22 protein-coding genes are annotated in these 12,809 nt (G+C 44.4%); 11 read left to right on the top strand and 11 right to left on the bottom strand.

Going from position 1 to position 12,809, the window contains the following annotated elements:
• Positions 1-9 precede the first annotated feature (9 nt).
• From L985_RS09265 to L985_RS09255, 3 genes are all read left to right on the top strand, one after another.
• The gene (locus L985_RS09265; RefSeq protein WP_047394686.1) at positions 10-1,290 is read left to right on the top strand and encodes a right-handed parallel beta-helix repeat-containing protein; all 1,281 of its coding nucleotides are present in this window, start codon (positions 10-12) and stop codon (positions 1,288-1,290) included.
• A gap of 2 nt (positions 1,291-1,292) precedes the next feature.
• Positions 1,293-1,523, top strand: a complete 231-nt coding sequence (locus L985_RS16890) for a hypothetical protein (RefSeq protein WP_047394682.1) — start codon at positions 1,293-1,295, stop codon at positions 1,521-1,523.
• Positions 1,524-1,598: 75 nt separating this feature from the next.
• On the top strand, positions 1,599-2,009 hold the full coding sequence (locus tag L985_RS09255; RefSeq protein WP_029341816.1) for an SRPBCC family protein: 411 nt from the start codon (positions 1,599-1,601) through the stop codon (positions 2,007-2,009).
• On the opposite strand, the gene L985_RS09250 is transcribed toward L985_RS09255, so the two are convergent.
• The 4 genes from L985_RS09250 to L985_RS09235 all read right to left on the bottom strand — a co-directional run bounded on the left by L985_RS09250 (position 1,984) and on the right by L985_RS09235 (position 4,058).
• Complete coding sequence (locus L985_RS09250) at positions 1,984-2,202, bottom strand: helix-turn-helix domain-containing protein (protein ID WP_047394678.1); 219 nt, start codon at positions 2,200-2,202, stop codon at positions 1,984-1,986. The two genes, L985_RS09255 and L985_RS09250, sit on opposite strands and share 26 nt — an antisense overlap.
• Positions 2,183-2,530 (bottom strand): hypothetical protein, encoded by a 348-nt coding sequence (locus L985_RS09245; RefSeq protein ID WP_047394673.1) that lies wholly within the window; start codon positions 2,528-2,530, stop codon positions 2,183-2,185. The genes L985_RS09250 and L985_RS09245 overlap by 20 nt, the downstream gene beginning before the upstream one ends.
• Positions 2,531-2,635: 105 nt before the next feature.
• The gene (locus L985_RS09240; protein WP_047394669.1) at positions 2,636-3,340 is read right to left on the bottom strand and encodes an AAA family ATPase; all 705 of its coding nucleotides are present in this window, start codon (positions 3,338-3,340) and stop codon (positions 2,636-2,638) included.
• Between the two features lie 10 nt (positions 3,341-3,350).
• Positions 3,351-4,058: a hypothetical protein gene (locus tag L985_RS09235; protein WP_047394665.1), complete on the bottom strand. Its 708-nt coding sequence runs from the start codon at positions 4,056-4,058 to the stop codon at positions 3,351-3,353.
• 158 nt (positions 4,059-4,216) lie between these two features.
• Between L985_RS09235 and L985_RS09230 the strand changes: the two genes are divergently transcribed.
• Positions 4,217-4,879 carry a Type 1 glutamine amidotransferase-like domain-containing protein gene (locus tag L985_RS09230; protein ID WP_047394661.1) on the top strand — a complete coding sequence of 221 codons (663 nt, stop codon included), beginning with the start codon at positions 4,217-4,219 and terminating at the stop codon, positions 4,877-4,879.
• The gene (locus L985_RS09225; protein ID WP_047394658.1) at positions 4,876-5,433 is read left to right on the top strand and encodes a histidine phosphatase family protein; all 558 of its coding nucleotides are present in this window, start codon (positions 4,876-4,878) and stop codon (positions 5,431-5,433) included. The genes L985_RS09230 and L985_RS09225 overlap by 4 nt, the downstream gene beginning before the upstream one ends.
• A gap of 5 nt (positions 5,434-5,438) precedes the next feature.
• Here L985_RS09225 and L985_RS09220 read toward each other — a convergent pair whose 3' ends face one another.
• Positions 5,439-5,711, bottom strand: coding sequence for a hypothetical protein (locus L985_RS09220; protein WP_047394654.1), 273 nt, complete (start codon positions 5,709-5,711; stop codon positions 5,439-5,441).
• Positions 5,712-5,858: 147 nt separating this feature from the next.
• Here L985_RS09220 and L985_RS09215 point away from each other — a divergent pair, with 147 nt between their 5' ends.
• Both L985_RS09215 and L985_RS09210 read left to right on the top strand, forming a co-directional pair.
• Positions 5,859-6,395 (top strand): PadR family transcriptional regulator, encoded by a 537-nt coding sequence (locus tag L985_RS09215; RefSeq protein WP_047394651.1) that lies wholly within the window; start codon positions 5,859-5,861, stop codon positions 6,393-6,395.
• Between the two features lies 1 nt (position 6,396).
• The gene (locus L985_RS09210; RefSeq protein ID WP_047394648.1) at positions 6,397-6,861 is read left to right on the top strand and encodes a DUF4188 domain-containing protein; all 465 of its coding nucleotides are present in this window, start codon (positions 6,397-6,399) and stop codon (positions 6,859-6,861) included.
• 35 nt (positions 6,862-6,896) lie between these two features.
• On the opposite strand, the gene L985_RS16885 is transcribed toward L985_RS09210, so the two are convergent.
• Positions 6,897-7,046, bottom strand: coding sequence for a DUF1272 domain-containing protein (locus L985_RS16885; RefSeq protein WP_071908802.1), 150 nt, complete (start codon positions 7,044-7,046; stop codon positions 6,897-6,899).
• A 136-nt stretch (positions 7,047-7,182) separates the two neighbouring features.
• Here L985_RS16885 and L985_RS09200 point away from each other — a divergent pair, with 136 nt between their 5' ends.
• Positions 7,183-7,608, top strand: a complete 426-nt coding sequence (locus L985_RS09200; protein ID WP_047394643.1) for an Lrp/AsnC family transcriptional regulator — start codon at positions 7,183-7,185, stop codon at positions 7,606-7,608.
• 53 nt (positions 7,609-7,661) lie between these two features.
• Here the strand turns inward: L985_RS09200 and L985_RS09195 are convergent, their stop codons facing one another.
• Positions 7,662-9,038, bottom strand: a complete 1,377-nt coding sequence (locus L985_RS09195; protein WP_052169476.1) for a hypothetical protein — start codon at positions 9,036-9,038, stop codon at positions 7,662-7,664.
• Positions 9,035-9,622 carry a hypothetical protein gene (locus tag L985_RS09190; RefSeq protein ID WP_052169475.1) on the bottom strand — a complete coding sequence of 196 codons (588 nt, stop codon included), beginning with the start codon at positions 9,620-9,622 and terminating at the stop codon, positions 9,035-9,037. Before L985_RS09190 ends, L985_RS09195 begins: the two co-directional genes overlap by 4 nt.
• 196 nt (positions 9,623-9,818) lie before the next feature.
• Here L985_RS09190 and L985_RS09185 point away from each other — a divergent pair, with 196 nt between their 5' ends.
• The 3 genes from L985_RS09185 to L985_RS09175 are packed head-to-tail and all read left to right on the top strand — an operon-like array spanning position 9,819 to position 11,883.
• Positions 9,819-10,253: a MarR family winged helix-turn-helix transcriptional regulator gene (locus L985_RS09185; protein ID WP_047394636.1), complete on the top strand. Its 435-nt coding sequence runs from the start codon at positions 9,819-9,821 to the stop codon at positions 10,251-10,253.
• 58 nt (positions 10,254-10,311) lie between these two features.
• Positions 10,312-11,295 (top strand): ring-cleaving dioxygenase, encoded by a 984-nt coding sequence (locus L985_RS09180; RefSeq protein ID WP_047394632.1) that lies wholly within the window; start codon positions 10,312-10,314, stop codon positions 11,293-11,295.
• A 45-nt stretch (positions 11,296-11,340) separates the two neighbouring features.
• Positions 11,341-11,883, top strand: a complete 543-nt coding sequence (locus tag L985_RS09175) for an NADPH-dependent FMN reductase (RefSeq protein WP_047394627.1) — start codon at positions 11,341-11,343, stop codon at positions 11,881-11,883.
• 59 nt (positions 11,884-11,942) lie between these two features.
• Here the strand turns inward: L985_RS09175 and L985_RS09170 are convergent, their stop codons facing one another.
• The 3 genes from L985_RS09170 to L985_RS09165 form a co-directional block, all read right to left on the bottom strand.
• The gene (locus L985_RS09170; RefSeq protein WP_029341800.1) at positions 11,943-12,152 is read right to left on the bottom strand and encodes a hypothetical protein; all 210 of its coding nucleotides are present in this window, start codon (positions 12,150-12,152) and stop codon (positions 11,943-11,945) included.
• 75 nt (positions 12,153-12,227) lie between these two features.
• Positions 12,228-12,398, bottom strand: coding sequence for a hypothetical protein (locus L985_RS16965; RefSeq protein WP_158513344.1), 171 nt, complete (start codon positions 12,396-12,398; stop codon positions 12,228-12,230).
• 12 nt (positions 12,399-12,410) lie between these two features.
• On the bottom strand, positions 12,411-12,755 hold the full coding sequence (locus tag L985_RS09165; RefSeq protein ID WP_029341799.1) for a DUF2200 family protein: 345 nt from the start codon (positions 12,753-12,755) through the stop codon (positions 12,411-12,413).
• Between the last annotated feature and the right edge of the window lie 54 nt (positions 12,756-12,809).

Raw genomic sequence — 12,809 nt, 5'->3', positions numbered from 1 at the left:
GAGGAAATCATGAACGGCAAATGGTTATTAGCAACCGTCCTGCTCGTCGGTTGTGCCTCGACGGGTGAAGAGGCCGAATCGACGGCAAAATCGTTATACGTCGCACCGAACGGCAGTGACGAAAATACCGGCACGTTGAAGCATCCGTTTAAAACGATCCGACAAGCGACGCAAAAAGCGACTGCGGGTACGACGGTCTACTTGCGAAAGGGAACGTATCACGAGGCACTGAACGTTAGACAGAGCGGAACGAGAGAACGCCCGATCTCCTTCCGAAACTATCAAGACGAGCAGGTCACGTTAAGCGGGAAAAACATCAAAGATCGGGACGCCACCTTACCAATCATCCAGATCAAGGATCGGAAATACGTAACAATTCAAGGTCTGACGATCGAAGCCGTTCAGTCGAAACGAACGGACGCGACACCGATCGGTATTTTGATTACAGGATCAGGATCACACATCACGTTGAAGAACAATACGGTCCGCCACATCAAAACGCTCGCGAAAGATGGGAATGCACACGGAATCGCCGTCTACGGAACGGGAGCGATTCGTCACCTGACGATCACCGGCAACCGAGTCGAGCAGAATCGCCTCGGTTTTAGTGAAGCTCTCGTCTTAAACGGAAACGTCAAACATTTCCGTGTGACGAAGAACGTCTTACGGGATAACGACAACATCGGCATTGATTTGATCGGATATGAAGGAATCGCTCGATCGAAGAAAGACGACTACGTCCGTGAAGGCGTCGTGTCGGAAAATCGTGTCTACCGGACGTCAAGCTACGGGAATCCTGCTTACGGGAAGGAATACAATGCAGCCGGCATCTATGTCGATGGTGGGAAAAACCTAACAATTGAGAAGAATCTCGTCGAAGCGAGTGACATCGGGATTGAGGTAACGAGTGAACATGCCGGACGGTACGCAGAAGATGTCATCGTCCGCCAGAATGATGTACGGAAAAACGTCTACACCGGGATTGCGATCGGTGGGTATGACACGAAGCGGGGCGGTACAAAACATGTCCGGATCGAGCAAAATCAGCTGATCGGGAATGATACGAAAGGGCTCGAGGGTGGTCAATTGCTCGTCCAGCATGACGTCCATGATAACACGATCATCAGAAACACATTCGACGGTCCTTTAAGTGTCGCCCATTACTTCAAGACGAGTTCGGGGAACCAGTTTGAAAAAAATACGTTCAAGCATACAAAACGTTTCATGTGGCGCGAGGCCTCCTATAAAACGGAACAAAGCTTCTTGAAAGCCGTTCGAAAGGTGGAATGAGAATGAAGCGATCGGAACGATTACTCGCTTACTGGATCCGGATTCCGAGACGCTGGCGACTCGGAATATTGACCGCCTTGATGTTAACAATTTGGACGGTGGAAGGCGTTCGTTTTTTAACAAGCTCAGCATTACGCCTACCAACCGTTACCGATGCAATCATCTTTCTCGTTCCGGCGATTCTATTGTTTGTGGTATGGAAAACAAAGAGCGCAAAATCACCTCTGAATTAATCGATAAAAACAAGGAATTCGTCTAGGTATTCTTGAAAAAAGGAGAGAACTTCAAATTAGTAAGGAGGAAGAAAGATGACGAAACTAACGATTCAAGCCGTGATTGATCGTCCGGTCGAGACCGTGTGGGAGATCTGGAACGCACCGGAAGACATCAAACGCTGGAACGCAGCGTCTGACGATTGGCATACGACGGCGTCAACGAATGATTTGACGGTCGGTGGTCAATTCACGAATCGAATGGAAGCAAAAGACGGTAGCGTGGGTTTTGATTTCACGGGTACATATGAGGCGATCGTTCCTTATGAGCGCATTGCGTATGTCCTTGAGGATGGTCGTCAGGTGACGATCGACTTTTCTCGGAACGGGGAACAAACCGAAGTCGTCGAATCATTTGATGCCGAAACGATTAACCCGCCTGAGATGCAACAAGCGGGTTGGCAGGCGATTCTTGATCGGTTCAAGGCGTATGCTGAGTCGAAGTAAGTCGTTCGCTTCGTAACTTCCGACCACGGCGATCCGTCAGGGCAGGAATACCGCCGCTCTCATAGCGCCGGACCCAGTTATACAATTGTTGATACGACACATCATGCCGCCCGGCGATGCGTTGGTAGTCCTTTGCGGCCGCCAAACAATCGAGGACGGCATTCATGCGTTGTTCAAGAGTGTTGATGGACATGAACGTTTTCCTCCTCATTAAATCGCCCTGGATTCGTCCATGGCATTAAACTAGTGCACATACAATCGATGGAAGCCATTGAATCAAAGAAAAATTGACGCGTCTCCTGTTGATTCGTTTTGACGATCAGTCGTTTTTCTAGTGTTGGTAAATGTACGAGAAACGAAATCTGATATTCAAGAGGTGGCAAGGGGATAGCAACAGATCGTTTTTGCAAGTGGATAGCTGCTGAATTCGCAGTGACGTATAAGATGTGTCGCTTCCATTCCTGTTCGTTGAAAAGTGAATCCATCTTCGTAATAAAAACTTGACCAGAGATGAAATGCATCGGACGACCTCCTTTCTTATAATGTGTATATCCTGTACATGTTTATTAAAAACCTATATTTCAAATATTACAAAAAAACCACCTCCAAAAGAGAGGTGGTTAACGTTACCCTGCTAGTTCAAGCATTTGGACGAACGCGACGTCCGGATCCGTCGTCTCGAATCGGTTCAACCAATCCTTGAAGTCACCTTCGTACAAAATACGACCTTGATGAAGGAAGATGACATGGGCATCGGTATGCAATAGATCGTGTAATTGATGCGTCGAGAAGAGGCACGTTTGACCGTTTGCGGTCATCTGCTCGAAGCGTCGCATGATATGGAGGCGGGTTGCCGGATCAACGCCACTTGTCGGCTCGTCAAAGATGTAGAGCGAACGTGGTACTGTCGTCAACAGGGTCACGAACAACCATTTCTTTTCCCCAGCGGACATCTTACCAATTTTCATTTCCCACAGATGAGCGAATAAATCGAGCTCTCGCGGCTGTTTCAGATGACGCGTATAGGTCTCTTGCTTGCGATGTGCTTTCAAACGAGCGAGCCGACCGACGAAGACAGCGACATCCTTACCCTTTAGTTCATCCGAGTAATAGATGAATTGCGTCAAATAGAGAATGTCCGAGATATCGGGTAAGTCCAGTTCTCCGGACGTGATCGGTAAGGCACCGGTCATGCAATCAAACAGTGTCGTTTTCCCGGCACCGTTCATCCCGATCAAGACGTTCAGTTTCCCGGGAACAAGCGAAAAGGAGACATCGTGTAACAGATCAGGTGATTTCGGATAGTTGAAGCGTACGTGTTGAACGTGCATCTGAATCCTCCTATCGGGTCAGTAATGACATGAGATTAAAGCGTTTGACAGAGAATAGACCAAGTAACAGATAAACAACGAGTACGACGGTCAAGATAAGTAACGATGCTCCCGTAACGTGCTCAGAGACGGCAAGACCAAGTGTTTTCATGACATAAAAAGGATTCAAGTAACTGTACCAGCGATCCGGTTGGCTATTCGCGAACAAGAACAGTGGATACATGACGATGTTGATTAATGTCGACATGCTCGAAATCTTTGCTGGAAGCATCGTCAAGGCAATGCTTGCAAAAGCAAGCGGGATGCTGAGCAACAAGACAAGATAAGCGAGTAACAACGTCAAAGGTGAGAAGAAGCCGAATACGAGCATCAGAATCGTCGTAAAGACCGTCAAACTAACGGCTGCAAACACGAGCTGAACGAGTACGAGTGCGAGAATACAACCGATCTTACTACCGGAAATCATGATATACGTCTTCATCAAGCCATGTTCCCGCATCCGGGCAAGTTGGAGACCAATGCCATTCACATAAATCGAAAGTAAGATATAACCCCAAAAGAGCGCGAGGAACGACAGGAAACTGCTCTCGGTGAAGTCGAGACGTGACCCGAAGACAAAGGCGAGAATCAACGGGAAAATCAACGACCAAAAGACCGGAATCTTATCGGTCAGCATGATTTTTAAGTAGAGTATGAAGTAGCTAGGAATCGAATACATATGTGCCTCCCGTCAAAAAATGATCAAAATATGATCCTGTATGTTTTTATACGATAGAAATGGAGAAAAGTTCCTGATGAAGTAAGTTGTTAATAAAAGTAACAATACCAGAAACGTACAAATATTGTAAACTGAAGCAAAGAACAGGAGGTGTCACGATGGACTATCTATTAACTTCAGGTGGGGTACAGAATCCATCGATTCATAAAGCGTTACGTGAGATGCTCGGAAAACCGATTGAAGAATGCCGTGCCATTGCAATCACGACAGCTTCCTACGCATTAGGCAGAGGAACGGACCTCGCTGTCAACTTCATTCAAGGAAAAGATGAGGCACCGATGGTCGATTTAGGATGGAAGTCAGTCGGTCTGTTGGAATTATCAGCGGTTTCGGTGATTGATCCAGCAATTTGGCAACCAGCGGTTGAACAAGCAGATGTCATCCTCGTTAATGGTGGTGATCCACTCTTTCTACATCACTGGTTCGTCGAATCGGGCTTCGATCGACTATTACCGCAACTGACCGGTGTTTATGTCGGGATGAGCGCTGGTAGCATGGTGCTTACGCCACGAATCGGAACGGATTTCGTTGGGTGGAAAAAGACGCCGGAGCAATCGGACGCAACGCTTGGTCTCGTTGATTTTTCAATCTTCCCGCATCTCGATCATCCGCAGTTACCAGACAATCACTTACAAGCTGCCAAGTCTTGGGCTGATATATTAACGAATCCAGCTTACGCAATCGACGACGCGACAGCGATCCGTGTCATCGGTTCGAACGTAGATGTAATTTCTGAAGGAACGTGGGTCCAGTTGCGATGAGGACGATCTATTTCGTTCGCCATTGCGAATCGATCAAAACAGGCAGTGATCGATGGCGGGGATTAACAGATGCAGGTCAGGAACAAGCGCAAGAACTCGTAGCGTTCTTTCAAGCGCTGCCGATTGACGCCATTTATTCGAGTCCGATGCAACGAGCGATGGACTCCGTTAGCCCGCTTGCTAAGCAACGAGATTTGAGAATCTACGAGGCAGCGTTTCAGGAACGGCGTTTTCAGGAAACAGACGAACGTTTATCACCTGAACGGCTAGAAGAACTGTTGAAGCGATCATTCCAAAATGACGATTACGCGCAAAGTGGTGGAGAGTCGAATCAAATAGCACGCAATCGTGTTCTAGTAGCCATCGATCATCTACGTAAAACCCACCCGCACCACCGAGTGGTCATCGCGACGCATGGACTTTTATTGTCGTTAGTGCTCGAACACTACACTGGACGACCAGCAAATGAGTGGCTTAACACGATGGCGAGTCCAGCAATCCATCAACTGACATTCGATGCAGGCGGGAAAACGTCTCATGAACAACTATTGTAAAATGATTAAATCTGCCTGCTGAAGATGAAACCGAGAAAGAGCAGTAGTAACACACCAAACGGAACGGCACAAGCGAGACTGACATATTTGAGGATTCCCGGTTCGCGTCGTTTGATGGCGACGATCCCGAGTCCGATTCCAAACAGATAAATGACAAGTCCGATTGGTATCGTAAGCATCGAGTTCGGTCCGAACGACCAGTTGAGCGGTGGGAAAATCATATAAGCGATGAGCAGACCGAACAGACTAAAGAAGATAGAAGCTTTAGCGTATGTCATATGAGAACTCCTTTTAATTAAGTATGTGAACAAGAATTCGGATTTAAAACGAGAATTCCTGCTTAATTTGATGATTTTCCCGTTTGCCTTTTGAAGGAACGGGAACTATATCTAAAAGATACTATCTTTTAGATATAGGAGGGACCGATGCCAAAAGAAAACATGACCCGTTATGCGATTCTTGGACTTCTTGCAAGCGGATGTACGTCTGGTTATGAGATGAAACACACGATCGATACGAGCTTGAATCACTTTTGGAAAATTAGCTTCGGACAAGTCTATCCGACGCTGAAACGGTTAGAGGCGGAAGGATTGATCGTTGAAGAGGTCACGGATGGGGAACGGAAACAATTCGCCCTGACGAAAAACGGGCATGCGGAGCTCGCGCGGTGGGTCGCTGAACCGTCCGTCGAACTGCCGGTGCAGCGGAACGACCTGTTGTTGAAGCTGTACTTCGCTCGACATGCTTCAAAAGAGGTCACCTTGCAGAAAATTCAGGAGCACGCGCGATTGCTCGAAGAACGGCTTGAGACGTATCAAGCGATCGATACGATGATTCGTTCCTATCCTGACTCGAATGATGCCGTCTATTGGTTATTGACGCTTGATTATGGCATTCGAAAGACACGGGCGTTACTCGACTGGTGTGACGCTTCCCTTGAGACCCTTGAAGGAGGAAATTGACATGAAACGGATCATTGCGACTCCGAACAAAGACGTCGTCGTGTTCATCATCGGTTTACGGATTAATCGTCTGCGTTCCGTCCGGCAATGGTTGCCGACGGTCCAGGCGATGGGACCGATGCTACAAGAGTGTTATGCAAACGATGTCGGTCTGATTTCGCATGAGTCACTTGTCGGTTGGCGTTCCGTGACGTTGATTCAGTATTGGCGTTCAACGGAAGAATTGATGGCATATGCCCATGGTTCCCGTCACTTGACGGCGTGGAAACGATTTAATCAGAAGGCACGGACATCAGAAGCGGTCGGGATCTTCCATGAGACGTTCGAAGTCAGCAATTATGAGTCGATGTATGTCAATCTTCCAACCCGAGGTCTAGCGAAAGCACTCGGAGAGTCGGCGATCAAGCCGCATCAAGAACAAGCAAAAGGGCGCTTAGCCGAGCGGCAATCACAAGAGACGATCTGAATAGACAAAAGACGGGTGCCGAGGCATCCGTCTTTTTATGTCGCGACTGGTTCGAGCATCTCCCCGCAGTTTTGGCAAATATGATCGAGTGTTTTCGTACACGGTTCGCAAAACGTACAAGCGTGCGAGCACTGATAGACCATCGTTTCAATCGTTTCTTGACACCGGACACAGGTTGATTCCATATGTATCACCTCCTGTAATTAGTATAAGAAAAGCATTTTGACGAGCACAGTAGGAGAACATAGTGAAAGGCTATATTTTCCTTTGATTCCATGTTAATTTGAAGAAAGTGGTTTTTAATTAAAAGGAGGATGGAAAATGGACCAGATTGATCAACAGATTGTCCGGATCTTGCAGGACGATGCACGTATCCCGTGGTCGGAACTCGGACGACAGATCGGGTTATCGGCACCTGCCGTCATCGAACGAGTCCGAAAAATGGAGGACGCGGGAATCATCGAAGGATTCCGCGCTGTCATTAATCCGGAAGCACTCGCGCAAGGGTTACTCGCGATCGTCATGTTCGAAGAGACACGCTGCGCAGGTTTGATTGAATTTTGTAAAGGACATCCAGAAGTCGTCGAGTGTCACCGCCTGACTGGGAGCTACAACTTCATGGTCAAGTTGCAAACGGCGTCCGTTACAACACTGGAACGTTTTCTCGATGACGCATCGGTCTACAGGAAACCATCGACCTGGATTCGACTGTCGACACCGGTGCCTTTTACGGGATATACGATATGATAGAAGATAAGACACTTTATTATTCCATTAATGATATAAAATGAAAACTTAAGTTAAAGATAAATAATTTCTTCTGTTGATTCTAATAACTGGTCTAGTTGTAAGTGAATTAAATTCCACTTGTCATCAATATGTTTTTGAACATAAGCATTCATTTTATAAGATTTATCATAACCATTCCATTTGATTTGCTTGAAGCTATATTTCGCAAAAATTATCCATTGAGGATAATTAATTGCTAATGGACTTTGTGTTAGATATACTTTTCCGGCATTTGCAGTAGTTGCAAATAAATGGGCAGTAAACAGCATTGTTTGGAGTTTAGGTTTTTTATTAGTGAGAGTATCAATAGGAATAGATTCTGTAAGTGACTTACCACTATTTAGATTTTTTATTAAATATAGAATTCGAACTAAAACTTCAATGATTAATACAGGGATTGACATTGATAAAAAATGAGAAAAATCATAACCACTTGCATACATTGATCTGCTAATTTGTCCTATAGTATATTTCTGCTTACCAAATTCGCCTATCTGTAAAAGTTGTATTAATGGCATTAATGGTGCAGGAATACCCGATTTTGTACATATATCAGATTTAAGGTGACCAAAAACTCTTACAATAGCTTCAAAAATATTCATTCCTAAGATATTTTTTTCTTCGGAGTTTATTGATTGAATAATTAACTTTCCGTTTTTATCTATAGAAGTCATTTCACTGTGCAAAATATCTCTAACACCGAATATGAAACCTAGAATCGGATCATGTCCCAAAGTTTGAAATCTATGAGTTCTTGGACCTAAACCATCTACTTTTTCTGCCAAAGATTTTGAATGAGATGAATCATATGGAACCCAATTGTTTTGTTCAAGCGTTCTAATTTCTTTATTTGTTAAAGAGTTTGATATAGTTTCTTTGATGTAGTTTGATAGTGGTCCACCTTTAACTGCTTTTTCTCCTAAAAAACCAGGACGTTTCGGCATTTGTATAAGGAGAATATCTACTAATGCAGATGTTACTCCTGTTAATCCTGCAATTGCCCAATCAATCTTATCAAGTCGATGTAAAGCTTTAAAATCTCCTCGTAATTGATCTAAAGAATTTTTTACTCCAGAAATTTCTTCAGCGGATAAAATTAAAGAAATATCAAGTTTATCATGACCATTTTCATCCACTTCAGTAATTAATTCTTCCCATTTTTTTTGAACTTTGATTTTTAATTCATTGTCATTCAACTTATACTGATTATTTTTATATGTGCTCAAGTCAATGTTAAATGACTCTATTAACTTTTCGCTATCGGCAACTGAGTTGTCTAAATCTTGATTAACTACATTCAATGAATTTGATATAGATGATAAATTCTTAGAATGATTAACTAAAACTTTCAACTTTTCTTTATACCGAGTATCTTCTTCTTTTTTCATACAGATAAATCTGCTTTTAAATCATTAATTATCGACTGTAAAATAACATTTAATGTTTTTAAATATTCTGTTCTATCTTTAGTACTTTTAAGATCTTTCTTTAATTCTTCAATTAGAGCATTTTGTTTTAGTATTGCTTCTTGAAGAAGGGCTTCCTTAGTTTGCTCTAATTTTTTTTGTTGGTAACTTGTTACTAATGCATATCCTCCAACACCCAATAAAACAGCTGGAGCAGCTAGCACACCTATTCCAGCTACCATTCCTCCTCCAACAATTCCTCCAGCAGTAGCCAAACCAGAGGTTATTCCAGCCGCTGCAACACCTGGAACACCTAATGTTGTTAATAATGCAAATCCTATTCCACCACCAACCCCTGCACCTACTCCAAGACCTGCAAAAGGTCCAATAATATCTTGTATATCTGATGTTTTGAAAGTTTTAGACTTGTTTTGAATAGCGTCACCAGCTTCGTTAATTACTCTGATAATTGGAGTTAAAGCTTCGGCATTTTTATAAATTTTTTTATCTTTCAATTCATAACACCCTTTCTTTTTTAAACATTTTAAATTTACAATATAATTCATTTAACTGAGTATGATGTTAAATATTGTGTTACAAAATAATTCTACAGTTTAATTTTTTATCCTTCTACAATATAATATCAATTTAATTTTAGTTAGTAATAGAAAAACAAAAATTATTGACATGAAAAAAACGAGATGATATATTTATCTCGAATTAAAGATATATGAATTAAAGATACAAAAAGAGGTGAACGAAATGGCACGACCGAATCCGAACTTGAAAGCATTGACGGTCATGGTGCGCGCAGTTGATGCGTTACATGAAGTCATCAAGAAGGACGTTGCACAGTGGGGATTGAACCCGACGGATTTTTCAGTCCTTGAGTTGCTGTTTCACAGGGGCAGGCAACCGATTCAATTGATCGGGAAAAAAGTCTTGATCACGAGCAGTAGCATCACCTACGTCATCGATAAGCTTGAAAAGAAGAATTACGTGGTCCGCAAAGCATGTCCAGAGGATCGGCGTGTGACATTTGCGGAACTGACACCTGAAGGGCAACAATTGATGGAAACGATTTTTCCAAAGCACGAGCAAGCGATTAATCAAGTATTTCAAGGAATAGACCCGTCAGACCTCGAAGCATTCATCGAGACAGCCAAAACGATCGGCTATCAAGCAAAAAAACAATAAAATTTTTTAGACTGATATCTCGAATTCGAGATAATAACCATTAAAGGAGCGATTTTTCATGAATGAACTAAAAGGAATCCACCACGTGACGGCGATTACGAGCAGTGCCGAGAGAAACTATGACTTCTTTACGAACGTCCTGGGGATGCGATTGGTCAAGAAAACCGTCAATCAGGATGACATCCAGACGTATCACTTATTCTTCGCCGATGATAAAGGATCTGCCGGCACGGATATGACGTTCTTTGATTTCCCTGGTATCCAAAAAGGATCACACGGAACGAATGAAATCTTCAAGACAGCGTTCCGTGTTCCAACGGATGCGGCACTCGAATACTGGATTAAACGCTTTGACAAATACGACGTCAAGCACCGTGGTATCAAAGAACAATTCGGCAAGAAGACGCTCTCGTTCGTCGATTTCGATGAGCAACAATACATGTTGATCTCTGACGAGCATAATCAAGGTGTCGCTTCCGGCACACCGTGGCAAAACGGTCCGGTACCCCTCGAGTTCGCGATCACAGGACTCGGTCCAATTCACATCCGGATCGCGGAATTCGACAATTTAAAAGCGGTACTCGAACAAGCGATGTTGATGCGCGAAGTCGATCAAGCTGGTTCACTGCACTTGTTCGAGATGGGCGAAGGCGGAAACGGTGCCCAAGTCATCGTTGAGCACAACGTCGTTCTACCAAGCGGACGTCAAGGATTCGGAACAGTCCACCACGTCGCTTTCCGCGTTGAAGATACGGCTGCCTTACAGGAATGGATCGAGCGGATGCAACAGCTTCGCTTCAACACATCCGGTTACGTCGATCGCTTCTTCTTCGAGTCCCTTTATGCCCGTGTCGCGCGCGGTGTCTTGTTCGAGTGGGCAACGGATGGTCCTGGTTTCATGGGTGATGAGCCATACGAAACGGTCGGGGAGAAATTGTCATTACCACCATTCCTCGAGCCACAACGAGCACAAATCGAACAAATGGTCCGTCCAATCGATACGGTCCGGAGTACGCGCAACATCGAAAAAGAATATCTTTAATAGGAAAGTGAACTGACAGCATCTAAATAAGAGGAGGAAATAAAAATGGAGAAATTAAACATTGGTATCATCTTAGGATCCACACGTGAAGGACGTCTCAGCCCACAAGTCGGGAACTGGGTCAAACAACTCGCCGATCAACGGGGGGATGCAAACTACACGATTCTTGATATCGCTGACTACAAATTACCGCTTCTAGGTGAAAAGGATGGGGCTGCGTCGGGGGCTGCGGATTGGTCGAAGGATGTCGCAGCACAAGACGGATTCGTCTTCATCGTTCAGGAATACAACCACTCAATTGCAGCGTCACTCAAGAACGCGCTCGATTATCTACGCGTTGAATGGAACAATAAAGCGGCAGGGATCGTCTCTTACGGTTCTGTCGGTGGAGCTCGGGCGGCAGAACACTTGCGTGGCATCCTCGGTGAGTTATTGATTGCCGACGTCCGGGTGCATCCGGCGTTATCCTTGTTCACTGATTTCGAGAATGGATCGGTCTTAAAAGCGGCAGCCGTTCAAGAAACATCGGTCAACCAAATGCTCGATCAAGTCATTCCGTGGGCAACGGCGTTAAAAACGATTCGCTAATTCGTGATTGATCAGAAAACCCCCTCATTTCGCTGAAATGAGGAGGTTTTCTATCGTTGTCATGTACAACACGACGTGACGCGGCGCAGATCCTTTTCTTGAATGTAAAGCGTGTGTTGGCGGACTTTATAAGGAATGTCAGCCGCTTGAAGACGTTCGAGATAGTGACCCGTCGGAGCGACCGTCCATTTCACATATGTTGTTGCGGCATTCGGTGAAGCAAGACAGATGAGTAGCAAAAGCGGAAGGATCCATTTTCGAATCTTCAATCGTATACCTCCTTCATTATTTCAAATACTGTATTAATGATTTTATTGTTTAAATCAAAAACTAAAAATCACGACTCACGTCAACAAAAAATAACTGACCATCAAGCCGACCAACAGACCACTAAAAGCAAGTCGATAGACGGGTGAACGATGGGTTCCTTTATTTCGTTTGACTTGATAGACGATGAAATAGGTCACACTGGTCACCATGACGAGGATCGCCATTGTACTGAGTAAAGTAGACATCAGCATTCCTCCTTATCGTAAGATTTTAGCTAACGCTTTTCCTTTCGCCAACTCATCGACGAGTTTGTCGAGAATCCGGATGTTACGAATGTGCGGATCCGTTAGATTTTCCACACGAATCCCGCAGATGACGCCAGTGACTAAAAATCGGCGTTCGTTCAGGTCAGGTGCGTGCTCGAAAAAGGCTGCGACAGTTTGGGTTTGTATGGCTTGTTCAAGAGTTGATTGCGTGTGTCCGGTCAACCAGAACAGCACGTCATCGAGTTCCTCTTGTGTCCGTTGCTTACGCTCGACTTTTTGACGGTATACCTTATACAGCTGCAACATTGGCATTTGAAATACTTTTTCGTAACTCATCTGAATCGCCTCCTTTCATGGTAACATATGGGAAAAGATCTTGTGTCACGGATT

This window comes from Exiguobacterium sp. ZWU0009 (assembly GCF_000798935.2).
GTDB lineage: Bacteria > Bacillota > Bacilli > Exiguobacteriales > Exiguobacteriaceae > Exiguobacterium_A > Exiguobacterium_A acetylicum.
Note: the sequence above shows the minus strand (reverse complement) of the source record. Positions and strands in the feature narration are given on the sequence as shown.